The organism is Tamlana sp. s12 (assembly GCF_016767215.1).
GTDB classification, from domain to species: Bacteria; Bacteroidota; Bacteroidia; order Flavobacteriales; family Flavobacteriaceae; genus Pseudotamlana; species Pseudotamlana agarivorans.
The window spans coordinates 3,467,382-3,491,530 of the sequence record NZ_CP068547.1 but is presented as its reverse complement, the minus strand read 5'-3'; the positions used below and the strand labels follow the sequence as shown (position 1 = coordinate 3,491,530).

The 24,149-nt window shown below is 35.1% G+C and carries 15 protein-coding genes; all 15 read left to right on the top strand.

Going from position 1 to position 24,149, the window contains the following annotated elements; all coding sequences use genetic code 11:
• The first annotated feature begins 74 nt into the window (after window positions 1-74).
• The 15 genes from JJL45_RS15095 (at window position 75) to JJL45_RS15025 (ending at window position 23,312) form a co-directional block, all read left to right on the top strand.
• Window positions 75-1,016: an endonuclease I family protein gene (locus tag JJL45_RS15095; RefSeq protein WP_068603896.1), complete on the top strand. Its 942-nt coding sequence runs from the start codon at window positions 75-77 to the stop codon at window positions 1,014-1,016.
• Between the two features lie 189 nt (window positions 1,017-1,205).
• Complete coding sequence (locus JJL45_RS15090; RefSeq protein WP_228530366.1) at window positions 1,206-1,682, top strand: hypothetical protein; 477 nt, start codon at window positions 1,206-1,208, stop codon at window positions 1,680-1,682.
• A gap of 121 nt (window positions 1,683-1,803) precedes the next feature.
• Entirely contained in the window at window positions 1,804-6,138 is a 4,335-nt protein-coding gene (locus JJL45_RS15085; RefSeq protein WP_068603892.1) for a CusA/CzcA family heavy metal efflux RND transporter, read from the top strand.
• A gap of 63 nt (window positions 6,139-6,201) precedes the next feature.
• Complete coding sequence (locus JJL45_RS15080) at window positions 6,202-7,404, top strand: efflux RND transporter periplasmic adaptor subunit (RefSeq protein WP_068603890.1); 1,203 nt, start codon at window positions 6,202-6,204, stop codon at window positions 7,402-7,404.
• Between the two features lie 2 nt (window positions 7,405-7,406).
• Window positions 7,407-7,823 carry a Fur family transcriptional regulator gene (locus JJL45_RS15075; protein ID WP_068603888.1) on the top strand — a complete coding sequence of 139 codons (417 nt, stop codon included), beginning with the start codon at window positions 7,407-7,409 and terminating at the stop codon, window positions 7,821-7,823.
• 54 nt (window positions 7,824-7,877) lie between these two features.
• Window positions 7,878-8,240, top strand: coding sequence for a DUF3703 domain-containing protein (locus tag JJL45_RS15070; RefSeq protein WP_068603887.1), 363 nt, complete (start codon window positions 7,878-7,880; stop codon window positions 8,238-8,240).
• Window positions 8,237-10,189, top strand: coding sequence for a heavy metal translocating P-type ATPase (locus tag JJL45_RS15065; RefSeq protein WP_068603885.1), 1,953 nt, complete (start codon window positions 8,237-8,239; stop codon window positions 10,187-10,189). Before JJL45_RS15070 ends, JJL45_RS15065 begins: the two co-directional genes overlap by 4 nt.
• 61 nt (window positions 10,190-10,250) lie before the next feature.
• Window positions 10,251-10,664, top strand: a complete 414-nt coding sequence (locus JJL45_RS15060) for an HYC_CC_PP family protein (protein WP_082935956.1) — start codon at window positions 10,251-10,253, stop codon at window positions 10,662-10,664.
• Between the two features lie 108 nt (window positions 10,665-10,772).
• Window positions 10,773-14,501, top strand: coding sequence for an efflux RND transporter permease subunit (locus tag JJL45_RS15055; protein WP_068603883.1), 3,729 nt, complete (start codon window positions 10,773-10,775; stop codon window positions 14,499-14,501).
• Window positions 14,498-15,715 carry a TolC family protein gene (locus JJL45_RS15050; protein ID WP_068603881.1) on the top strand — a complete coding sequence of 406 codons (1,218 nt, stop codon included), beginning with the start codon at window positions 14,498-14,500 and terminating at the stop codon, window positions 15,713-15,715. Before JJL45_RS15055 ends, JJL45_RS15050 begins: the two co-directional genes overlap by 4 nt.
• Before the next feature lie 3 nt (window positions 15,716-15,718).
• Entirely contained in the window at window positions 15,719-18,061 is a 2,343-nt protein-coding gene (locus JJL45_RS15045) for a multicopper oxidase domain-containing protein (RefSeq protein WP_068603878.1), read from the top strand.
• 15 nt (window positions 18,062-18,076) lie between these two features.
• Window positions 18,077-20,575, top strand: a complete 2,499-nt coding sequence (locus tag JJL45_RS15040) for a heavy metal translocating P-type ATPase (protein WP_068603877.1) — start codon at window positions 18,077-18,079, stop codon at window positions 20,573-20,575.
• An 18-nt stretch (window positions 20,576-20,593) separates the two neighbouring features.
• A complete protein-coding gene (locus JJL45_RS15035; protein WP_068603875.1) occupies window positions 20,594-21,076 on the top strand; it encodes a DUF305 domain-containing protein in 483 nt (160 codons plus the stop codon).
• Window positions 21,066-22,841, top strand: coding sequence for an efflux RND transporter periplasmic adaptor subunit (locus JJL45_RS15030; protein ID WP_068603874.1), 1,776 nt, complete (start codon window positions 21,066-21,068; stop codon window positions 22,839-22,841). Before JJL45_RS15035 ends, JJL45_RS15030 begins: the two co-directional genes overlap by 11 nt.
• A 33-nt stretch (window positions 22,842-22,874) precedes the next feature.
• Window positions 22,875-23,312 carry a heavy-metal-associated domain-containing protein gene (locus JJL45_RS15025; protein ID WP_068603872.1) on the top strand — a complete coding sequence of 146 codons (438 nt, stop codon included), beginning with the start codon at window positions 22,875-22,877 and terminating at the stop codon, window positions 23,310-23,312.
• Window positions 23,313-24,149: the final 837 nt, after the last annotated feature.

The window sequence follows — 24,149 nt, the reverse complement described above, 5'->3', positions numbered from 1 at the left end:
ATCTCAACATCATAAATCTTGTTTTAACTGCCAAAATCAACTAATTTACACCCTTAAAATGTAACCCCTATCAATTGCCTAAATTACTGAATCTACTTTTTCTTTTCCCGTTATGTTGTTTTGCTCAAATCCCAGAGTATTACAATAGCATCGACTTCACTAAAACCCCAATCGAAATAAAGGAGCAGCTTTCAAACCTAATTATACAAACGCATACAGACCAAATACCTTATACCTCAACAAGTACCGATACTTGGGATATCTTAAAAGAAAGTGATTTAGTGGTAGTAAATTCTGCTGAGGTGCTACTCGTTTATGGTAACAATAATGCCGATTCTAATATTAGAAATCACAGAACCCGAAGTAAAAATCTATCCTGTCATACAAACTCTTGTAAAGGCTATTGGACAAGAGAACATGTTTTTCCAAAATCATTAGCAGCACCAAAATTAGCAACCAGTTATGCAGGTGCTGGTACCGATGTACATAATCTAAAGCCAGCCGATAGCGATATGAATTCATACCGTAGCAATAGAATGTACAATGTTGGTTCTGGTAATGCAACAGTAACTAGTATGGGTGATTTTTATCCAGGAGAAGAGTGGGTAGGTGATGTCGCTAGAATAATCATGTATATGTATCTACGTTACCCAACACAATGCTTGCCAACCGCCGTTGCAGGTGGTTCCATCAATTACTCTAAAAACGATGCTTTGCCCGATATCCTATTAACTTGGAACGAACAAGATCCGGTGTCTCAAGAAGAAATATACCGAAATAATAAAATAGCCGAGTACCAAGGTAATAGAAACCCATTTATCGACAATCCTTATTTCGCAACGTTAATTTGGAATGGTCCTAAAGTTATTGATACTTGGGGGATTTTCACTATTGATGATTTTTCACAAATTGAAATTGCAATTTATCCCATAATAAAATCGGTTCATATCTGTGTTAAAAATCAGCCAAACAAGATAGCACCTAAGAGGTTTGTAGTTCCCATGGTTAAAAGATAGGCATACAAACATTAACCCCAATAGAGATGACTAACAGGTGTTAAGGAATTTATTTTCTAAATTTATTCAATCAAACCATCATCCAACCTATTAAAGTTAAGGTCAAACCATAGCTTTCTATTCAATACTCTTTTTTTGAAAATGTAATGATACATTAAAAGCAATGTGTGTTTTCCATAGATTTTAAAATTGAAAATAAAAGTTCATAAAATGAATGAGGTTTTTTGCACAACCATTGCATTAATTAATTTATATATTTGTTTAAATTATATGAAAATATTCTTTTCCATATCGATGTCTATTTTATTCCTTTTTCAAGGAATTAGTTTAGATATGGACTTTTGTGGGTCAATTAAAGAAATTTCAAGCATCATTGCCCATTATCAAGATCATAAAGTCTATGGAGACTCTTTCCTTGAATATGTCGTTGAAGACTACTTTGCCAGTGATACTAAAAATGAAGAGCATCCTCATAACCACGATAAGGAAAATATACCAGTCCATTCTCATAATCAATGTTGCCACCCTTTGGTATTAATTATAGCGAACAACACTTTGGCTATAACCAATCAACTAAAATTTGAAGAGAAAAAACAGTATAACTTACATAAAGTAAACTTTACTTCCAGATATTTGGAATCGCTTTTCCAGCCTCCAAGGGCATAATTCAGTTTTTTTAAGGATAACTCTATCCAATTTTGAACCTATAAGGTTCTTTTCATTTCGTGCAATTCTATTTTTTTATCAGCATTGTATCGAAAAGTTTAACTGAATTAAAACATTTTCTATGATTAATAAAATCATTGATTTTTCAATCAATAATAAATTCATTATTGGTTTGCTAACGCTTACCATAATAGGAGCAGGCATTTGGAGTATGACCCAAGTACCCATCGATGCTGTTCCAGATATTACCAATAACCAAGTTCAAGTGATTACGCAAGCACCTAATTTAGGGACCGAGGACATTGAGCAATTTGTAACCTATCCAGTAGAAGTGGCCATGAGTAATTTGCCCCAGGTTCAGGAAATTCGTTCCATTTCTCGTTTTGGTTTATCTGTAGTTACTATAGTTTTCGACGATGATATGGGTACCTATTTACCACGTCAATTAGTGGCTGAAAAACTAAACGAAGTCAAAGACCAAATACCAAATGGTTTTGGTGAGCCCTCAATGGGACCAATTTCTTCAGGTTTGGGAGAAATTTATCAATACACACTTAAAGTAAAACCGGAATATAAAGACAAATATTCGGTAACCGATTTACGAACGATGCAAGATTGGATTGTGCAACGTCAAATGGCAATGGTAGAGGGAGTTGTTGAAGTTAATGCCATTGGTGGCAAAATTAAGCAATATGAAGTCGCTGTCGACCCCAACGAGCTCCAAGCGATCGGCTTAACAATTACCGAGGTTTTTGAAGCCCTTGAAGCCAACAATCAAAACACAGGTGGTGCATATATCGAGAAAAACCATCAAGCTAATTTTATTAGAGGTGAAGGTTTGGTACGAAGCTTAGATGATATTAAAAAAATCACCGTGAAAACCATCAATAATATTCCAATTACCATTGGAGATATTGCTAAAGTACAATTTGGTTCTGCTATTCGTTATGGCGCATTAACCCAAGATGGCGAAGGCGAAGTTGTTGGGGGGTTAGTAATGATGCTTAAAGGTGCAAATTCAAATGATGTTATCGAGAATGTAAAAGAACGAATGGCTCAAATCGAAAAATCATTGCCAGAAGGTGTGATTATCGAACCCTTGTTAGACCGTAGTAAATTAATAGCAGAAACAACTTCAACAGTGTCAGGAAACCTTATTGAAGGTGCACTAATAGTAATATTTGTTCTAATTTTTTTATTAGGTAATTGGAGAGGTGGTTTAATAGTCGCTTCAACAATTCCTTTATCGCTATTATTCGCATTTATACTAATGAATGTGTTTGATGTATGGGCTAATTTAATGAGTCTAGGCGCCATAGATTTCGGTATCATTGTCGACGGGGCAGTAATTATTGTAGAAAGCACTGTTTTTTTAATAGCTTCTCAAGTCTTAAAAAAACGAAAATTGACATCAAAAGAACGTGATACTGTTGCTGCCGATGCTTCAAAAAAAATGATGAATGCTGCATTTTTTGGTCAGTTAATTATTCTAATAGTATTCCTGCCTATATTAGCATTAGAAGGCATTGAGGGCAAGATGTTCAAACCAATGGCATTAACATTTATTTTTGCAATGATTGGAGCCATGGTACTTTGTTTGACGTATGTACCAATGATGTCCGCCTTGATTTTAAGAGCACCTAAAAATAACAAACTGTCGTATGGCGATAAATTTGTGCATTGGGTTGAGGACAAATACCAACCCTTGTTGGTCAAAGCCTTACATAAAGGAAAATGGATTATTGGCATTGCTGTCATGCTATTTGGTATTACAGTCTTTATGTTCACGAAAATGGGTGGAGAATTCATTCCTCAATTGGATGAAGGTGACATTGCCTTCCATGCCATTTTAAAACCAGGAAGTTCCCTTACAGAAACTATTGAAACAACGACAAAAATTGAGCAAATTGTAAAAGCTAAATTTCCTGAAGTCGAAAAAATTGTTAGTCGTATTGGAGTTGCCGAAATTCCAACCGATCCCATGCCTATGGATATTGCAGATGTATTTGTAATACTGAAACCAAAAAGCGAATGGACTACTGTAACATCTAAAGATGAACTCATCGAACAAATGAAAAAAGCCGTAGAAATGGTGCCTGGAGTAAATTATGAATTTACACAACCTATTGAAATGCGTTTTAATGAATTACTTGAAGGTGTTAGAGAAGATATTGCTATAAAACTCTATGGAGAAGATATCAATGTATTGTCGCAAAAGGCAGAAGAAATAAGTAAAATTATAGCAGGTACAGAAGGTATTGGCGATATGAAAGCAGAGGCTACAACCGGATTGCCACAATTAACAATCACCTATAACAGAAATAAATTAGCCCAATATGGACTGCAAATAAATACCTTAAATCAAATCGTTCAAACAGCCTTTGCAGGTGGTACAGCAGGTGTTATTTTTGAAGGTGAAAAGCGATTTGATTTGGTGGTTAGATTAAGTTCTCGTAATCGTAAAGACATAACAGATGTGCAAAATTTGTATATCAACTTGCCTTCTGGTGCGCAAATTCCGCTTCGCGAAGTAGCTGATATAAGTTACAAAGCTGGTCCAATGCAAATCAGTAGAGACAATACAAACCGAAGAACTTATGTAGGGATTAATGTAAGAGGTCGTGATGTAAAATCCTTGGTAGGTGAAATTAAAACTAAACTAGATGCAAAATTAGAACTGCCTTCAGGTTATTTTATTCGCTATGGAGGAGCTTTTGAAAATTTAGAGCGTGCCAGTAATCGCCTGCTAACGGTTGTGCCAATAGCGCTTTTACTCATTTTTGTTCTTATTTATTTTGCTTTAAAATCCTTACCTCAAACTTTAATGATCTATATCGCAATTCCTATGGCAACCATTGGTGGAGTCGTAGCATTGTGGTTAAGAGATATGCCATTTAGCATTTCGGCAGGTGTTGGGTTTATTGTTTTGTTTGGTGTTGCTGTTTTAAACGGCTTGGTTATGATTAGTGGACTTAATGAATTAAAAGAGGAGGGCGTAACAAACTTAAAAGATAGAATTGTAGAAGGAACTAAACGAAGAATTAGACCTATTATGTTAACCGCTTTTACAGATGTTTTAGGCTTTTTACCTATGGCAATTTCAGCATCAGCTGGAGCCGAAGTACAGCGGCCTTTAGCAACAGTTGTAATAGGTGGCTTGTTAACTTCTACATTATTAACCTTATTCGTTTTACCTATATTGTATCATTGGGTAGAAAACAAATCATTCCATTTTAGAGCTAACAAAAAAGTAATTACAGTTACTACCATTATAGCTTTTATCTTTTTGTTCCCAATATCTGGAAACGCACAGCAAGAAACAGACAAGTTGCCTACAATTTCTATGCAAGAAGCTATGAACTTGGCCAAAAAAAACTATCCAAGCTTAAAACAACGACAGCTTGAAATTGATAAGCAGAAACAGTTAAAAGGTACGGCTTTCGATTTTGGTACCACACAAATTTTTACAGGGGGAGAAGAACTAAAGAATGATTCTGGTATTTACACGACTATTGGTCTTGGTCAGTCAAATATTGATGTATTTGGCATAGCACCAAAACAAAAATTATCTGAGCAACGTATTCAATTAGCAGAAAAAGCTTTTCAGCTTTCAGAGTTGGAATTAGAGTTGGAAGTTAAAAAAATGTGGGCAAATGCCTTTAAAAGTAAGCGAAATTATAATCTATATAAAGAGCTGGATTCCATTTATGTAAACTTTGAAAATGCAGTAGCATTAAATTATGAAGTAGAAGCTATATCAAAATTGGAATATTCCGCTGCTAAAAACCAAGTCTTACAGATAAGAAGTAAGTTAATGCAATCAAAAAGTGAATACACTATGGCATTACAGCAATTAAACCTTTGGCTGGTTTCAGATGTACTTTATACGGTATCAGATAACATTGATATAGCGAGCGAAATAAATGTAGAAACCTTTAATTTAGAAGCGCACCCTTTATATGCATTTTCGCAACTTCAAGTAGCAGAAGCCGAAGCAAACTATAAAGCTGCTAAAGCTGAAAACCTGCCAAAATTCAATATTCAAGGTGGCTTGCAAAAAGTTAATGGGAATTCTGGATTTTATACCTATCAAGCAGGTATCTCCATACCTTTTTTATCTGGTACAACTAAATCACAGATTAGAACTGCACAAATCGATAAACAAATTGCCGAAACCAATATGCTGTTTAAACAACAGGAAGTGCAATCTAGATTTAATCAAGCCAAAGAGAATTACAAAAAATGGGAAACGACCTGGCTGTTCTATAAGAATGAGGTATTACCACTTATTAAGGATCAAAAAACAGGAGCTTTGTTTGCTTATCGAGAAGGCGAAATTGATTACTCAGCTTTCACGCAACTTATAAATGAAGCAATTCAATCAGAACTGCAAGCACAAATAGCTTTAGTAAACTATCTAGAAAGCATATTTCAACTACAATATTTTAATCAATAAGAAAATGAAGCCCATAATGGGTATTTGTAAATAAAGGTCAATACACTTACAAAATTTTACACAATGAAAAATATACTAAATATAATCCTCACACTTTTTATAGTAACAATTATAGCAACAGCGTGCGGAAATAAAGAAAGCCATAAAGACGGTGATGGTCATGCACATAATGAAGATGCAAAGCCAGAAAATGATGACCACCATGATGAAGAAGAAGTGATGCTATCTCAAAATCAGTTTGATGCGTTAAAAATGAAAATAGACACCCTAGCCATGCGTAATATGAGTGGTTATGTAGAAGCCAATGGTACATTAGAAGTGCCTCCGCAAAGTGAAGCGGCAATAACTTCGGTAGTTGGTGCAAATGTCGTATCAATAAAAGTAATTGAAGGTGATAAAGTAAATAAAGGTCAGGTTGTTGCCTATCTATCGCATCCTAACATAATAAAAATACAGACCGATTATTTGAATGCTTTTAGCAACAGTAATTTTTTAAAGAAGAATTTCGAACGTCAGCAAAAATTATATGATGCAGGAGTTGGTTCTGGTGCAAATTTTCAAAAAGCTGAAGCCGAATATGAGGCTTCCAAAGCTATGGTAAATGGTTTGGAGGCCCAGTTGAAACTATTAAATATTAATACGTTAGCTGTACGAAATGGAACTATAGTACAAAGTATTTCATTGCGAAGCCCAATAGATGGTTTTGTTCAAAAGGTTGAAGTCAAAACAGGGCAATTTGTAGAACCCCAAACCGAACTTTTTGAAATCGTAAATACAGATCACGTTCATGCAGATTTAATGGTGTTTGAAAAAGATGTGCATAAAGTAAAAAAAGGTCAAAAAGTAATCTTTAATGTCCAAACAATGCAGGGTGAAGAACTAGCAGCAGAAATCTATTCGGTAAGTAAAACATTTGAAGACAACCCTAAAGCGGTACATGTGCACGCAGAGATTGAAAATAAAAAAAATAGCCTTATTCCCGGAATGTATATACAAGGGAAAATCTTAATAGAAAATTCGGAAATAGTGGCCTTGCCCGAAAGTGCAATAGTAAAAGAGGGTAATAAATTTTTTGCGTTTTCCGCTGAAAGGGAAAATGAAGCATGGGCTTTTAAACCTGTAGAAGTGATTTTGGGCGCAAAAGATGGCGATTGGGTAGCTATCCAATTTGTGGAAGAAATTAAACCAGATATAAAATTTGCTTATAATAATGCCTATTACCTTATAGCAGAAATGAAAAAGGGAGAAGCAGAGCACGCACATTAATTATGCAAACAATCGAACAATTATTAGAGTCAAAAAATATTCGCGTTACGGCAATGCGCTTATTAATTTATAAGTTTCTTGTAAATAAACAAGTAGCGGTGACCTTAAGTGATATAGAAAATACTTTTGAAAAAGCAGATAGAACCACCTTGTACAGAACTATTAAAACATTTGAGGAAAATGCTATTGTACATCAGATAGATGATGGAACAGGAATTACAAAATATGCTTTGTGTGAAATTGGATGTAATTGCGAAATTGAAACCGATTTACATTTGCATTTTCATTGCAATAACTGTGGTGAAACCATTTGTTTAACAGAACATAAAATTCCACAAATTAAAGTACCTGAAGGTTTCGTTTCTGAAAACGTAAACTTGGTTGTTAAAGGTGTTTGTGATAAATGTAGCGGACAATAATTGCACTTCCATTGCACGAATTATTAAACTACTTTTAATCAAAAGTATAAGGACATGAAGTTTAATGTAAAAATTCCAAAACATCTTAAACGAGTCTACCATAAAGAATTGAAATATTATCGCTACTATTTAAGAGTTAAGCAGTATAGCAAGGCTTGGTATCATTTAGAAAGAAGTCATATTATTGGCCAATCTTACCCTGTTCAGCACATGAATTCGCATTGGTTAATGCTAAAGTTTGGTTTGATGCAAAAAGATACTAAAGAAGTATTCGGACAAATATTAAGGTTGCTTGTTGGTGGTTGGAAATCATTTATAAACCACGTGCCTCTTGGTAATACCGGAGGTGCCAATGTGCCTCCATTAAAGCCTATGCCTATTCCTGATGATATTAAGAATTTAATGCAAATGAGATGAAAAAAAAGAAAGTCAATTTAAGAGATTTAAAACCAAATTCAGAAGAGCCACATAGTCACGATGATGGTCACAATCATAGTGGCAGTTCAAGTAATATTAAAGCCTATATTCCAGCAATCATAAGTTTTTCAATGCTTATTATTGGTATTGGTTTAGATTATTTTGATGTTAACTTCTTCAAGGATTGGGTGCGTATTATTTGGTATGGCATAGCTTATTTACCAGTGGGGTTACCTGTAGTTAAAGAGGGTTGGGAGAGCATTAAAAAAGGTGATGTGTTTACAGAGTTTTTATTAATGTCTATAGCCACTATTGGAGCATTCATTATTGGCGAATACCCAGAAGGTGTTGCGGTTATGTTATTTTACGCAGTAGGTGAGTTATTTCAAAATGCAGCAGTTAACAGAGCAAAAGGAAATATAAAAGCTTTATTGGATGTCAGACCAAATGAAGCCTTAGTATATCGAAACAATGATTATGTGTCTGTAAATCCAGAAACGGTTCAAATTGGTGAAAAAGTGCAAGTACGCGTTGGCGAAAAAATCCCTTTAGATGGTATTCTACTTTCCGACAAAGGTTCATTCAACACAGCAGCATTAACAGGAGAAAGTAAACCAAGTACGATTTTAAAAGGAGAAAAAGTATTTGCAGGAAGCATCAATTTAGATGGTGTCATTGAAATAGAAACCACCAAAGAATTTAAGGATAGTTCCATTGCCCGTATTCTCGATATGGTGCAGAATGCAACATCTCGTAAATCTAAAACAGAATTGTTCATTAGAAAATTTGCTAGAATATATACCCCAATAGTTGTGTTTTTAGCAATAGGTGTTACGTTACTACCGTATTTTTTTGTAGATGATTATGTCTTTAGAGATTGGTTATATAGAGCTTTAATATTCTTGGTAATCTCTTGTCCGTGTGCATTAGTTATTTCTATTCCTTTGGGGTATTTCGGTGGCTTGGGAGCGGCTTCAAAAAATGGAATTTTATTTAAAGGCGCTTCGTTCTTGGATGTCATGACCAAGGTAAATACTTTGGTAATGGACAAGACAGGAACGGTTACTAAAGGTGTTTTTAAAATAAAAGAAATCAAAGCTATTGGATGGGATGAAAAAGAATTTATGAAGTACCTAATGGCTATGGAGGAGCAATCCACGCATCCCATCGCAAAGGCTATTTTAGAATATAAAGATGAAAGTTCAGCTTATAAAGCTTCAGACGTTACTGAAATAGCTGGAAAAGGATTAAAAGGTAACATAAATAGTAAGATTGTTTTAGTTGGAAATAAAGCGTTGATGACTGCTAATAAAATCGATGTACCAACCGAAACCCAATCTATTGTAGAGTCCATTGTATTAGTTGCTATAGATAATAAATTCGTAGGTTATGTGGTTATTGCAGATCAATTAAAAGAAGACGCAAAAGAAACAATTACAGCCTTACATAAAGTTGGTATTAATAGTATAATGATGCTCTCTGGAGATAAAGATTCCATTACGCAACAAGTAGCAAGAGAATTAAATATTGAAAAGGCTAAAGGTGGTTTGTTACCAGAAGATAAATTAAATGAAGTTGAACTTTTAAAGCAAAACCCCGAAAACAAAATTGCATTTATTGGTGATGGTATTAATGATGCGCCAGTTTTAGCAGCAAGTGATATAGGTATAGCAATGGGCGGTTTAGGAAGCGATGTCGCTATTGAAACAGCAGATGTTATTATTCAAACAGACCAACCTTCAAAAGTGGTAAAGGCTATTAAAATTAGTCGTTCCACACGTAAAATCGTTTGGCAAAATATCGTATTAGCTTTTGGGGTAAAAGTAATTGTAATGATTTTAGGAGCAGGTGGTTTGGCTACCATGTGGGAAGCTGTTTTTGCCGATGTAGGTGTAGCATTATTGGCTATTTTGAATGCGGTTAGGTTGCAGCGCATGCATTGGGATTAATAGTTTAAACTTTTGTTAATCAAATCAACATATTATTAAATTTTGTAACTTCGCATTCAGTATGAAGCAAGTAACCCATAAAATAATGTCCGTGTTAATGGCTTTTGTAGTGTTATTCTCTACATTGTCATTTACGCTCAATATGCATTATTGTGGGGGTAATTTGGTTGAAACAGCTATATTCCATAAAGCGAAAGGTTGTGGAATGGAAATGCAAAACCCATTAGCCGAAGGTTGTTCGATTACTAAAAAGAACTGCTGTAATGATGTGCAATTGGTAGTCGATGGTCAAGACGAACTACAACTTCAACTTGACAAAATTACTTTTGAGCAACAAGTTTTTATCGCCACCTTCGTTTACACATACATTAATCTTTTTGAAGGTTTAGATAGTAATGTATCTGCCTTTGAAGAATACAAGCCGCCACTCGTCATAAAAGAAATCTTCAAAATCGACGAGACTTATTTAATTTGATTTTTAAACAATAGACTGTTTTATCCTATGGCTGTATGTCATAAGGATATTTTGTTGTATTCGGTGTTTTCTCAATGCCAATGTCTAACTGTTTAATAATCAAATAATATGCTTAATAAAGCAATCAAATTTCTTATCGAGAATAAACTCGTTGCCGTGCTATTGCTCGTCCTTTTTGTGGGCTGGGGAACGGTAAATGCACCTTTTAATTGGGATACAGGATTTTTGCCAAGTCATCCTGTGGCTGTTGATGCCATACCAGATATTGGCGAAAATCAACAAATAGTATTTACAAAGTGGGATGGTCGTTCACCCCAAGATATAGAAGACCAAATTACTTATCCATTAACCACTTCGTTGCTTGGTATTCCTGGAGTAAAAACCATTCGTAGTTCTTCAATGTTTGGCTTTTCAAGCATCTATATCATATTTGAAGAAGATATAGAATTTTATTGGAGTCGAAGTCGCATACTTGAAAAGCTCAATTCATTGCCAAGTGGGTTATTGCCCGAAGGTGTAAATCCTGCATTAGGTCCAGATGCCACTGGCTTAGGGCAAATATTTTGGTATACGCTGGAGGGACGTGATGAAAACGGAAAAGTTACAGGTGGTTGGGATTTACATGAATTGCGTAGTATTCAAGATTACTATGTAAAGTACGCTTTGTCTTCAGCAAGTGGCGTTTCTGAAGTAGCTTCTATTGGAGGGTATGTTCAGGAGTATCAAGTGGATGTCAATCCGGAGTTAATGCGTCAATATAACATAAGCTTAAATCAGATCGTAAAAGCTGTTAAAAGTAGTAATCAGGATATTGGTGCGCAGACTTTAGAAATCAATCAAGCCGAATATTTAGTGCGTGGCTTGGGCTATGTAAAGTCTATTTCAGACATTGAAAATGCAGTTGTTACTTCCGCAGATTTTACTTCAATTAAAATTAAAGATATTGGTAAAGTATCATTGGGACCAGCAACCCGAAGAGGTTTATTGGATAAGGAAGGTGCAGAAGTCGTTGGTGGTGTGGTTGTGGCACGATACGGTGCTAATCCCATGGAAGTCATTAACAATGTAAAATCACAAATTGAAGAATTGAAAGGAGGGTTGCCAACAAAAGTACTGGCAGATGGCCGCACTTCTCAAGTAACCATTGTTCCATTTTATGACCGAACAGAATTGATTCAAGAAACTTTAGGAACTCTTAATGAAGCATTAACCTTAGAAATATTAATTACTATTCTGGTTATTATTGTAATGGTTTTCAATTTAAGAGCATCCATTTTAATTTCTGGGTTATTGCCTGTTGCTGTATTAATGGTTTTTATTACCATGAAACTGTTTCATGTAGATGCTAATATTGTGGCGCTTTCGGGTATTGCTATCGCTATTGGTACCATGGTAGATGTAGGGGTTATACTTGCAGAGAATATGATTCGCCATCTTGATGATGATAAATTACGCCTGAGAGAAGACGGTACAGCGTTAACTACAAATGAAGTGATATATAATGCAACAGCAGAAGTATCTGGCGCTATTTTGACTGCAGTATTAACTACAATTATCAGTTTTGTTCCGGTATTTACTATGGTTGGAGCAGAAGGGAAACTCTTTAGACCTCTTGCTTTTACTAAAACTATGGCGCTGTCTGCCTCATTAGTTATAGCTTTGTTTTTAATCCCTCCTTTCGCAGCTTATTTATTCAGGAAAACTAGCTTTAAAAAGTCGTATAAATACATTTTAAACGGTGTATTAATAGTCGCAGGAATCGTGTTTATGGCATTTGGTTACTGGTTAGGTGCCATATTAGTGGCTTTTGGGGTTACAGGATTATTGAGTGTTTTGGGTAAACTGAACAAAAAAAACAGCAACCTTGTAAATATTATTATTTCATGTGCTGCTATTGTTTTCCTTCTTGCAGAATATTGGAGACCACTAGGTTTTGATAGAAGTATCTTTATAAACTTAATTTTTGTAGCTATTATCTGCTTCGGAATTTTAGGGATATTTTCAATTTTTAGAAAGTATTACGAACAGATTTTAAACTGGGCTTTAGCTAATAAAATTTTGTTTCTAATGATACCAACTACGGTGCTTATTTCTGGAATTTGGATAATGAATAACACAGGAAAGGAATTTATGCCGTCTTTAAATGAAGGTTCGTTTTTGTTAATGCCAACCTCATTACCTCATTCGGGGGTGGAAGAAAACAAAAGAGTACTTCAGCAATTAGATATGGCAGTAGCTACAATTCCAGAAATTGAAACTGTAGTTGGAAAAGCTGGTCGAACCGAATCAGCTTTAGATCCTGCACCTTTGTCAATGTATGAAAATATCATTCAATACAAATCAGAATATCTGCGAGATTCCGAAGGAAAAAAACAACGTTATAAAGTAAATGAGGATGGATTATTTGAGTTACAAGCCGGTGGTTATATAGCAAATCCTAATAACACTAAAAATGTCAATATAAGTGACATCAAAAGTTCTCAATTAATTGAAGATGATAACGGAGAGTTCTACAGAAACTGGCGCCCAGAAATTCAATCACCAGACGATATTTGGAATGAAATTGTTAGAGTTACCAAACTACCTGGTGTTACTTCTGCACCAAAATTACAACCCATAGAAACCAGGTTGGTCATGCTTCAAACAGGTATGCGCGCACCAATGGGCATAAAAGTAAAAGGCCAAGATTTAAAACAAATTGAAGCATTTGGTTTGCAATTAGAAACTCTTCTTAAACAAGCAGAAGGTGTTAAAGTTGAAGCTGTTTTTGCAGATAGAATTGTTGGAAAACCGTATTTGCTAATTGATATTGATAGAGAAAAAATAGCACGCTACGGTGTGTCAATTGAAACGGTGCAAAACGTACTAAAAGTAGCCATAGGAGGTATGGCTTTAACCCAAACTGTTGAAGGTAGAGAACGTTATGCTGTTCGTGTACGTTATCCAAGAGAATTACGTAGTAACCCTGAAGCTATAAAAGGTATTTATATTCCTGTTGAAAAAGGAAGTCCTGTGCCTTTAAGTGAATTGGCAACCATCCGGTATGAGCAAGGTCCACAAGTCATAAAAAGTGAAGATACCTTTTTAGTTGGGTATGTGTTGTTTGATAAATTAGATGGGTTTGCAGAAGTTGATGTGGTTGAAAATGCGCAAGCCTTATTTCAGCAGAAAATTGATTCAGGAGCATTGACGGTTCCAAAAGGTATCAGTTATAAATTCACAGGAACTTATGAAAATCAATTAAGAGCAGAAAAAACATTGTCTGTCGTTGTTCCATTAGCCCTGATTATTATTTTCTTAATTCTTTATTTTCAATTTAAATCTGTTACCACCTCATTAATGGTATTTACTGGAATAGCAGTGGCTTTTGCTGGTGGTTTTATTATGCTATGGCTGTATGGTCAAGATTGGTTTTTCAACTTCAGTTTGTTTGGCGAAAACATGAGGGACCTATTTAATATGAAAACGGTCAATCTAAGTGTGGCTGTTTGGGTTGGGTTTATTGCGCTTTTCGGTATTGCTACCGATGATGGTGTGGTCATGGCAACATACCTCACGCAAACTTTTGAGCGAGACAAACCAACTGATAAAAAGAATATTAGAATGGCTGCTTTGCAAGCAGCAGGAAAACGTATTCGCCCGTGTTTAATGACAACCGTTACTACAATTTTGGCGCTTTTGCCTGTACTAACATCCACAGGTAAAGGAAGTGATATAATGATACCTATGGCAATTCCAATTTTTGGAGGTATGGTAATTGATATTACTTCTTATTTTATTGTACCTGTTTTATATAGCTGGAGAGAAGAGTTTAAGTTAAAAAGAGTAAACAAATGAAAAGACTAATTTATACACTACTAGGTTTATTCATTTTTAGTATTTCTAATGCACAGGAATTGGAAACACTTGTTAATGAAGCATTGAACAACAATCCAGAAATACAAAAGTTTGAATTGCAATACAGCATAGTTTCAGAAAAAGTCAATGAAGTTAATACCATTCCTAATACAGAATTTGGGGTAGGTTACTTTGTAAGTGAACCAGAAACACGTACTGGGGCGCAGCGATTTAAATTGTCGGCCAAACAAATGATACCCTGGTTTGGTTCAATTACCTCACGAGAAAATTACGTTAATGCTTTAGCTGATGCAAAATTTGAAGATATTGTTATTGCTAAGCGAAAATTAATGGCTTCTGTATCACAATCTTATTATAATTTATATGCTAATAAAGCAAAGCAAGAAGTGTTACAGGAAAATATCAAGTTGTTAGAAACTTATGAAACATTAGCATTAACAGCTGTTGAGGTTGGTAAAGCATCTGCTGTAGATGTATTGCGATTGCAAATGCGTCAAAATGAAATGAAACAATTAAAAGATGTATTGCATCAACAATTTTTAGCTGAACAAACTAAATTTAATAAGCTTTTGAATAGGAAAAGTGATGTCGCTGTAGTGGTAGTAGATAATTTAATGTTGCCTTCAGAAGACTTTGAAATGAGTACAAATAATCTAGAGTTGCACCCAGAATTGTTGAAGTATGATAAACTATATCAATCCATAGAACACTCAGAGTTACTAAATCAAAAAGAAAGTAGCCCAATGATTGGTTTTGGTTTGGACTATATAAATGTAGAGCCAAGACCAGACATGAATTTCTCCGATAACGGTAAAGATATTGTAATGCCTATGGTTACACTTTCAATTCCAATTTTTAATAAAAAATATAAGTCTCAAACGAAACAAAATGTGTTAGCGCAGCAAGAATTAAAAACTCAAAAGCAAGAACGTTTAAACATCTTGGAAACACTTTTAAGCAAAGCGATTAACGATCGTATTTCTGCTAGAATAAGTTTTGAAACGCAAACCAAGAATTTAAAACAAGCTAAAGACGCAGAGGATATTTTAATTAAAAGTTACGAAACAGGAACCATAGATTTTAATGATGTTTTAGATATTCAAGAACTACAACTCAAGTTTCAAATGAACCAAATAGAGTCCATCAAAAGTTACTATGTACAAAGCACAATAGTTAATTATTTAATTCAGTAAACAATGAAAACATTTAATACGATTATTCTTTTATTTCTGACATCAATTGCATTTGCCCAAGTAGGGACAAATGGCGAGGACAGAAATGAAGAAGGAAGAAATATAAAAGAGTATAACCTCACTATTGAAGAAAATGAAATGACACTTGCTGGTGTAACTGCAAAAGCCATGACTATCAATGGAAGTATTCCTGGACCAGTTTTGGAATTTAATGAAGGAGACCTCGCCGTTATAAATGTTACCAACAAAATGGATGAAGAAACCTCTGTGCATTGGCACGGATTAATTCTTCCTAATTTTTTTGATGGCGTTCCCTATTTAACAACGCCACCAATAAAACCTGGTACAACATTTCAATATAGAATTCCTATCAACCAATCTGGTACGTATTGGTATCATTCCCACACCATGTTGCAAGAGCAGAAAGGAGTATATGGCTCTATTGTTATTCAGCCTAAAGAAAAAACATTGGAATATGATACAGATTTAGTCGTAGTGCTTTCGGATTGGACAAATGAAAAACCAATGAATGTGCTTCGTAACCTTAAACGAGGTAACGAATGGTATCAAGTTAAAAAAGGAACAGCTGTACCGTTAGGTAGAGTGATAAAGGAAGGTGCATTAGGCGCGCAATTTAAATTTTGGCGTGATAGAATGGAAGGTGCAGATATTGCAGATATTTATTACCCTGCTTTTCTGTCTAATGGTAAAAAGCTAGCAGAGTATCCAAATTTTAAGCCTGGTGAAAAAGTAAGACTTCGTTTTATCAACGCTTCTGCATCGAGTTATTATTGGATGGATTTTGGAGCTGGTAATCCAACAATCGTTTCAAGTGATGGTATAGATGTAGAACCAGTACATAAAGGTAGATTTCTCTTTGGTATTGCAGAAACCTATGACATTATAGTGACTATTCCAGATGGTACTTTGGAGGTTACAGCAACTGTACAAGATGGCTCCGGCAGTACCTCCATTCGTTTGGGGAGCGGCAAACTTTATCCAGCAACTGTAATAGATAGGCCAGACAAAATTGCTATGATGAAGCAAATGGCAAAAATGGATATGAAAATGGGTGCACCTGCAATGGTAGGTAGTTTAAAGAAAAACACGCCTGAAGCTTTAATGAAAAAGTATGGAATGCAAATGAATATGAAAGACGGCAAGATGAATATGGATATGAATAATAAGATGTCGATGAAAGATCGGAAAATGGATGGTCAAGCGAGTATGAAGATGGATAATATGGATAAGATTGACATAAAAAAAGAATCAATGCCTATGAAACATGATACATCCATGATGCCAAAAGATAGTATGGTCTTTGATTACAATGCACGTAAAACATATTTCAACTATGATTTTTTGAAGGCAAAAGAAACGACAACTTATAAATCAGATTTACCTGTAAATGACATATTACTCAATCTAACGGGTAATATGCAACGCTACGTTTGGAGTTTAAATGGTGTGCCATTATCTGAAACGGATAAGATTAAAATTAAAGGTGGAGAGGTTACTAGAGTAACCTTAAATAACCTAACAATGATGCATCACCCAATGCACCTTCACGGTCATTACTTCAGGGTTATTAATGAAAACGGAGAACGTTCGCCATTGAAACATACGATTAATGTACCTCCAATGCAAAAAGTAATTATTGAATTTCAGAACGAAGAAAATGGCGATTGGTTTTTTCATTGTCACGTATTATATCATATGATGGGTGGAATGGCAAGAGTCGTTAGTTATGGTACACCAAGGGATGAAAGAATGCAACCCTATTCCGCTCAAAAAGCTATTATGGAAACCGACAAATATTATTCATGGGGAGGTGCTCGTGCTGGTTCAAATTTTACAGAATTAAATCTAATCTCCAGTAATATTAGAAATGAATTTGGCTTACGTGCCGAGTTTGATTACGACCAAAATGCTGAAGTAGAGGTGAATTATAACCGATACTTAAATGATTGGGTACGGGTGTATGCGGGGGTAAATACCGAAACAACAACACTTAATTCTTATGATACATTTAATACAGTAGGATTGGTAGGTGTTAAATATTTTACTCCCTATAGATTTAATGTAGATGTTAGTTTGGACCACCAACTGCGCCCAAGAATACGTTTGGACAGGGAACTGTTGTTATTTCCAAAACTATTTATTGAAGGTGAGTATGAATACAGAGCAGATTTTGGATGGGTAAATGATTTAGAAAATAATAGTTCATACGAAGGTGAAACCCAATGGTTGGTTGGAGTCTCTTATATTCTATCACGAAATTTTTCAATCCAAGGCAATTATAACAACCAATATGGTTGGGGCGGAGGATTTTTAGTAAGATTTTAATTTGTAAAAAATATTATGAAACATACATATCACATACACGGCATGACCTGCAACGGTTGTCGCGGTCACGTAGAAAAAACACTATCAGAAGTTTCAGGTGTGTCAAAGGCTTCTGTTAATTTAGAAAAGGCTGAAGCAACCATCGAAATGGATTCTCATATTCCTTTAGAAACGTTTCAAAAAGCGTTAGAGGAAGATGGCGGCAATTACAGTATTCATAACCAAGGAGAATACCAACATACCAAAGAGGAAAAAGTGCCAAAGCCAAAAGGTAAGGGTACAGGCACATTTTATTGTCCAATGCATTGCGAAGGTGATAAAACTTATGACCAACCAGGAGACTGTCCTGTTTGTGGCATGGATTTGGTCGAAGAACAAAACCTTTCAACTTTAAATTCAGAACAATGGACATGCCCTATGCATCCAGAAATTATAAAAGATGAAGCAGGTGCTTGTCCTAAATGTGGAATGGATTTAGTGTCCTTGGAAGCCGATAGTTCGGCAGAAGAGAAAGCCTATAAAAAGTTATTGAAGAAGTTTAAAATAGCCGTTGCTTTTACATTGCCAATTTTTCTTATTGCAATGAGTGAGATGCTTACCAATAATCCATTATTTGACATTATGGAGCAAAAATATTGGAATTGGATGCAATTCGCTCTGTCCATTCCAGTCGTGTTTTATGCAACATGGATGTTTTTTGAGCGTGCCTACAAAAGTATAAAAACATGGAATCTAAATATGTTTACACTTATTGGAATAGGAGCAGGTGTAGCTTGGTTGTTTAGTGTTTTTGGTATGTTTTTTCCAAATGTATTTCCAGCGCAATTTAAAACAGAATCGGGTGCAGTGCATGTTTATTTTGAAGCAGCAACAGTAATTCTAACCTTGGTGCTTTTAGGCCAGCTTTTAGAAGCGCGTGCTCATAGTAAAACCAATTCTGCAGTTAAGGAACTATTAAAGTTAGCGCCTAATAAAGCTATAAAAATAGTTGATGATGAAGAAATTGAAGTCAGTATCGATGAAATAGAATTAAATGATATTCTCAAAGTAAAACCTGGTGATAAAATACCTGTTGATGGTGTGATTACCGAAGGCGAAACAACCATCGATGAATCTATGATAACAGGGGAACCTATTCCTGTGAACAAATCACAAGATGATAAAGTTAGTAGCGGAACCATTAATGGCAATCAATCCTTTTTGATGAAAGCTGAAAAGGTAGGAAGCGATACGTTACTTTCACAAATCATTCATATGGTTAACGATGCGAGTAGAAGTCGCGCTCCAATTCAAAATTTAGCAGATAAAGTATCTGGATTTTTTGTACCAGTGGTCGTACTCATTTCTATAATTACATGTATTGTTTGGGCCATTTGGGGGCCAGAGCCGGTGTATGTATACGCATTTGTCAATGCCATAGCAGTTCTAATTATTGCATGCCCTTGTGCTTTAGGGTTAGCAACACCAATGTCTGTAATGGTTGGTGTAGGCAAAGGGGCTCAAAATGGTGTGTTAATTAAAAATGCCGAAGCACTTGAAAAAATGGATAAGGTAGATACTTTAATTGTTGATAAAACAGGTACGATCACAGAAGGTAAACCAACAGTAGAAACTATAGGTGCTTTTGGAGAGGGTGTCAATGAGAAAGAAGTACTTCAATACATGGTTTCATTGAATACGAATAGCGAACATCCTTTAGCTGAAGCCACTGTAAAATACGGAAAGGAGCATCAGGTAGAAATACTAAAATCAGATAATTTTAGTGCCATCACAGGAAAAGGTGTTGAAGCTATAATTAATGATAAAAAAGTAGCATTAGGAAACCCTAAAATGATGGAATATGCGAAGGCAGACATCACATCTAAAATGGAAGCCAAAGCTCAATCTTATCAAAAGCAAGGTAAAACAGTGTCATATTTATCATTGGGAGAAACTGTTATTGGGTATGTTGTTATAGGTGATAAAATTAAAGAAACTAGTGCAAAAGCCATTAAAGAACTTCAAAGTAATGGTATTGAAGTCATCATGTTAACAGGCGATAATTACGATACAGCACAAGCTGTAGCAGCAGAACTTAATTTGGCAGATTTTAAAGCCAGTATGCTTCCAGAAAATAAACTTAAAGAAGTAGAAAAACTTCAAGAAAAAGGAAAAGTAGTTGCCATGGCAGGTGATGGTATTAATGATGCACCAGCATTGGCTAAAAGTGACATTGGTATTGCCATGGGAACGGGTACATCTGTAGCTATTGAAAGTGCCATGATAACATTAGTTAAAGGTGATTTACATGGTATTGTGAAAGCAAAAAACTTGAGTCATGCTGTTATGAGAAATATTAAACAGAATTTATTTTTCGCCCTCATTTATAACACTTTAGGAGTGCCTATTGCAGCGGGAGTGTTATTTCCATTTTTTGGCATTTTATTGTCTCCAATGATTGCAGCATTAGCCATGAGTTTCAGCTCGGTTTCAGTAATAGCCAATGCCTTAAGATTAAGAACAATTAAAATTTAACTATAAAATCAAATAATTATGAAAAATTCAAAGGATAATCATAAAAAGGGAAATTATAAAACTTTCTTTTTAATGTTGGCTTGCTCTTTTGTAGCAATGTATATAACGATGTATTTAAATACGTATGCAATAGATCATGTTTGGTTTAGCTTAACACGTTTCTATATGACCTGTTTAGGGATTTCTACAATGGCAGTCATTATGTGGTTTTTTATGCGAAAAATGTATAATGATAAAAAAAAGAATATAGCAATACTTGCAGGAAGTTTTATTCTGTTTGTAAGCGCATTAGGTTTAGTAAGAACGCAAGCACCAATAATTGGTGATGTACTCTGGATGAAAGCCATGATTCCACATCATTCTATAGCCATTTTAACAAGTGAAAGGGCAGATATAAAAGACCCAGAAGTTAAAAAATTGGCTGAAGATATCATTAAAGCACAGCGTAAAGAAATAGAAGAAATGAAAGGAATGATAAAACGATTAGAAAATGAAAAATAATAAAATAGTGATATACATAGGCTTAGTTGCCACTGGCCTTTTGTTGGGATGGTTACTTTTTAGTGGTTCGTCTAAACAAGAAAAAGTTCATAATCACGATGAGGTTGCAGAAACCAATCAAATGTGGACCTGCTCAATGCATCCACAAATTATGCAACCTGAACCGGGCGATTGCCCTATTTGTGGTATGGATTTAATTCCTGCCGAAGCTGGAGCAGATGGTTTACTTGCAGATCAATTTAAACTTACTGAAAATGCGATGGCATTGGCTAATATTCAAACTACAGTTGTAGGTAAAGATTTAACAGCTGATGGAATCGTTAAACTATCAGGAAAAATAGTCGAAAACGAAGAAACCAATGTTGTTCAGGTCAGTTACTTTTCTGGTAGAATAGAACGCTTAAATATTAGTTTTACAGGTGAAAAAGTGCGTAAAGGACAATTGTTGGCTTCTATTTATTCGCCAGAACTGTATGCAGCACAACAAGAATTGATTACTGCAGCTTCCTTAAAAGAATCACAACCTACCTTGTACAAAGCGGTACGTAATAAATTAAAACTTTGGAAACTTTCTGAAAACCAAATCAACCAAATAGAAACGTCAGGTAAAGTCATTGAAAATTTCCCTGTACACGCCACGGTTTCAGGTACAGTTACCAAAAAATTGGTAGAACAGGGCGATTATATTAAACAAGGACAAGCTTTGTTTAATATAACAAACCTAAATACGGTTTGGGCAAACTTTGATGTGTATGAAAATCAAATTCAACAATTTAAAAAAGGTCAAGAAATTAATGTGATTTCAAACGCTTACCCTAATAAAGATTTTAAAGGAAAAGTTGACTTTATTGATCCTGTTTTAAATACTAATACACGTACTATAGATTTACGAGTAGTTTTAAATAATAAGGAAGCCCTTTTTAAGCCAGGTATGTTTGTAACCGCAGAAATTAAAAGTGGTAAAGCCAATTCCAATGAAACCATAACCATTCCAGCTTCAGCAGTGCTTTGGACAGGCGAACGCTCTGTTGTATACATCAAAACATCACCTAATGAACCTGTTTTTGAATTGAAAGAAGTGACTTTAGGTAGTAAAATAGGTGCTAATTATGAGGTGCTAGAAGGGTTGAGTAGTGGTGATGAAATAGTAACCAATGGCACATTTACAGTTGATGCAGCAGCACAATTACAAGGTAAAAAATCTATGATGAATAAGCATGGTGGTAAAACAATGACAGGTCATGAAGGACATTCAGGAATGGAAAAAAATAATTCCAGTACCGAAAATGAGCGTTCTGGTATAAATAAACGTGTAACTGTTTCAGAGAAATTTCAAGAACAATTAAAAGCTGTGTTTAACGACTATATCAAATTAAAAGATGCGTTAGTAAAAGATGACTCAGAAGGAAGTTCCAAAACAGCATCCTCATTATTATCTAGTTTAAGTCGGGTAGATATGAAATTGCTTAAAGGTGAGGCGCATAATCATTGGATGTCACTAATGAAAGAAATAAAACCCTCTGCAACGTCCATTTCTAAAACCTCAGATATAAATGAGCAAAGAAACCATTTCAAACACCTCACAACACAACTAATAACTGCAGTACAGCTGTTTGGGGTTAATGAGAAAGTTTATGTGGAATTTTGTCCGATGGCAGATAACAATAATGGTGCATATTGGTTGAGTAGAGAAAAAAAAGTAGTTAACCCATATTTTGGTAGTGCCATGATAACTTGCGGTGAAGTAAAACAAGTCATAGAATAATAAATTAAGTAGTAATAATTAAATTTTAAAACAATGAAAGTAATTTTAAGCGTAGCGGTAATAGCAGTATTAGGTTTAACAAGTTGTAAAAACGAAACCAAAAAAGAAATGGATACTCCAACTACTGAAATGTCAAAGGAAATGGCATATACAGACATATCCTTTGGTGTTAGAGGTAATTGTGGTATGTGTAAAAATACCATTGAAAAGGCGGTCAATAGTGTAGAAGGTGTTGCAAGTGCTAACTGGGATGTTGATAAGAAAAAAATTGACGTTTCTTTTGATGAAAGCAAAACGGATGCCATGGCAATTCATAAGGCCATAGCAGCTTCAGGTTACGACACCGAAAAAGTTGCAGGTAGTGAAGAAGCCTATAAGGAATTGCCAGGTTGTTGTCAATACGATCATGAAATGATGATGAATCAATCTGGAGATAAAAAGGAAGAAGGGCATTCAAATCACGATCATTAATTTATATTTTAAGAGTCTTTTTCGGAAGGCTCTTTTTTTATTCCCCACAACACAAAACCCAGCATTTTGCGAAAAGCAAAACACCTCTGTCTTTTGTGTTGTTCCCCGCGCCACCGCCATGTTGTTTTTATATCACGGTATTTGTAGCCACCGCGCAAATAGCACATTACTTTTTTTAGCTCGACCTGTCTCGAGCCGCCAGGTCGAGCTAAAAAAAGCAATAAGCTATTGCCAAACACCAAAACAAATACAGCGCCATAAAAACAACCCCAAGCTATATTTACATAACGGGTAGTTATAATAGCAGCCGCTACACCCACCACATTACCAAAGCTGTAGTTATAACGCCATTATGTAAAATAGCCGCTTATCCCACGCTCACATCCGAACTTTTAACCATATTTTGAACATGCTTTAAGCAGTCGGTCATTTCAAGAGTTGCGATAATTGAACATCATATTCGTTATCTCATTCAAGCTGCACAAAACCATCGTTAAGTCCAGGTATTCCTTACCTCAAGTCTTTGCTTGTTTCTTTTCGTTAACAAATATTAAAGGCCACTTTTCCCCACCACCCAAGTAATAGGATATAAAAAAACAGGTTTAAGAAGCTTTCGTTTACTATGGCACATTGCTTTTTTAACCAACCACTTCATCAAAAAGAACAGTCAGGTTTAAAAAAGTAATAAGCCATTTAAGTTGTCCGGTACAAGTACCTTAATTATAAGCTAGGCTATGGCCTAACCATATAATTAAGGCACCTATACTCTCGTACCACCCATCTCTAAATCCAGTCGAATAAACCTGTTTTTTTAAATGTTAATTCCCCAGAAAAGTT

Bases quoted from the DNA above. Each gene is read 5' to 3' on its own strand.
- JJL45_RS15065 (WP_068603885.1), top strand. From the start codon at position 8,237: ATGAAAAAAAAGAAAGTCAATTTAAGAGATTTAAAACCAAATTCAGAA.
- JJL45_RS15025 (WP_068603872.1), top strand. From the start codon at position 22,875: ATGAAAGTAATTTTAAGCGTAGCGGTAATAGCAGTATTAGGTTTAACA.
- JJL45_RS15060 (WP_082935956.1), top strand. From the start codon at position 10,251: ATGAAGCAAGTAACCCATAAAATAATGTCCGTGTTAATGGCTTTTGTA.
- JJL45_RS15035 (WP_068603875.1), top strand. From the start codon at position 20,594: ATGAAAAATTCAAAGGATAATCATAAAAAGGGAAATTATAAAACTTTC.
- JJL45_RS15080 (WP_068603890.1), top strand. From the start codon at position 6,202: ATGAAAAATATACTAAATATAATCCTCACACTTTTTATAGTAACAATT.
- JJL45_RS15075 (WP_068603888.1), top strand. From the start codon at position 7,407: ATGCAAACAATCGAACAATTATTAGAGTCAAAAAATATTCGCGTTACG.
- JJL45_RS15040 (WP_068603877.1), top strand. From the start codon at position 18,077: ATGAAACATACATATCACATACACGGCATGACCTGCAACGGTTGTCGC.
- JJL45_RS15085 (WP_068603892.1), top strand. From the start codon at position 1,804: ATGATTAATAAAATCATTGATTTTTCAATCAATAATAAATTCATTATT.
- JJL45_RS15055 (WP_068603883.1), top strand. From the start codon at position 10,773: ATGCTTAATAAAGCAATCAAATTTCTTATCGAGAATAAACTCGTTGCC.
- JJL45_RS15070 (WP_068603887.1), top strand. From the start codon at position 7,878: ATGAAGTTTAATGTAAAAATTCCAAAACATCTTAAACGAGTCTACCAT.
- JJL45_RS15050 (WP_068603881.1), top strand. From the start codon at position 14,498: ATGAAAAGACTAATTTATACACTACTAGGTTTATTCATTTTTAGTATT.
- JJL45_RS15045 (WP_068603878.1), top strand. From the start codon at position 15,719: ATGAAAACATTTAATACGATTATTCTTTTATTTCTGACATCAATTGCA.
- JJL45_RS15030 (WP_068603874.1), top strand. From the start codon at position 21,066: ATGAAAAATAATAAAATAGTGATATACATAGGCTTAGTTGCCACTGGC.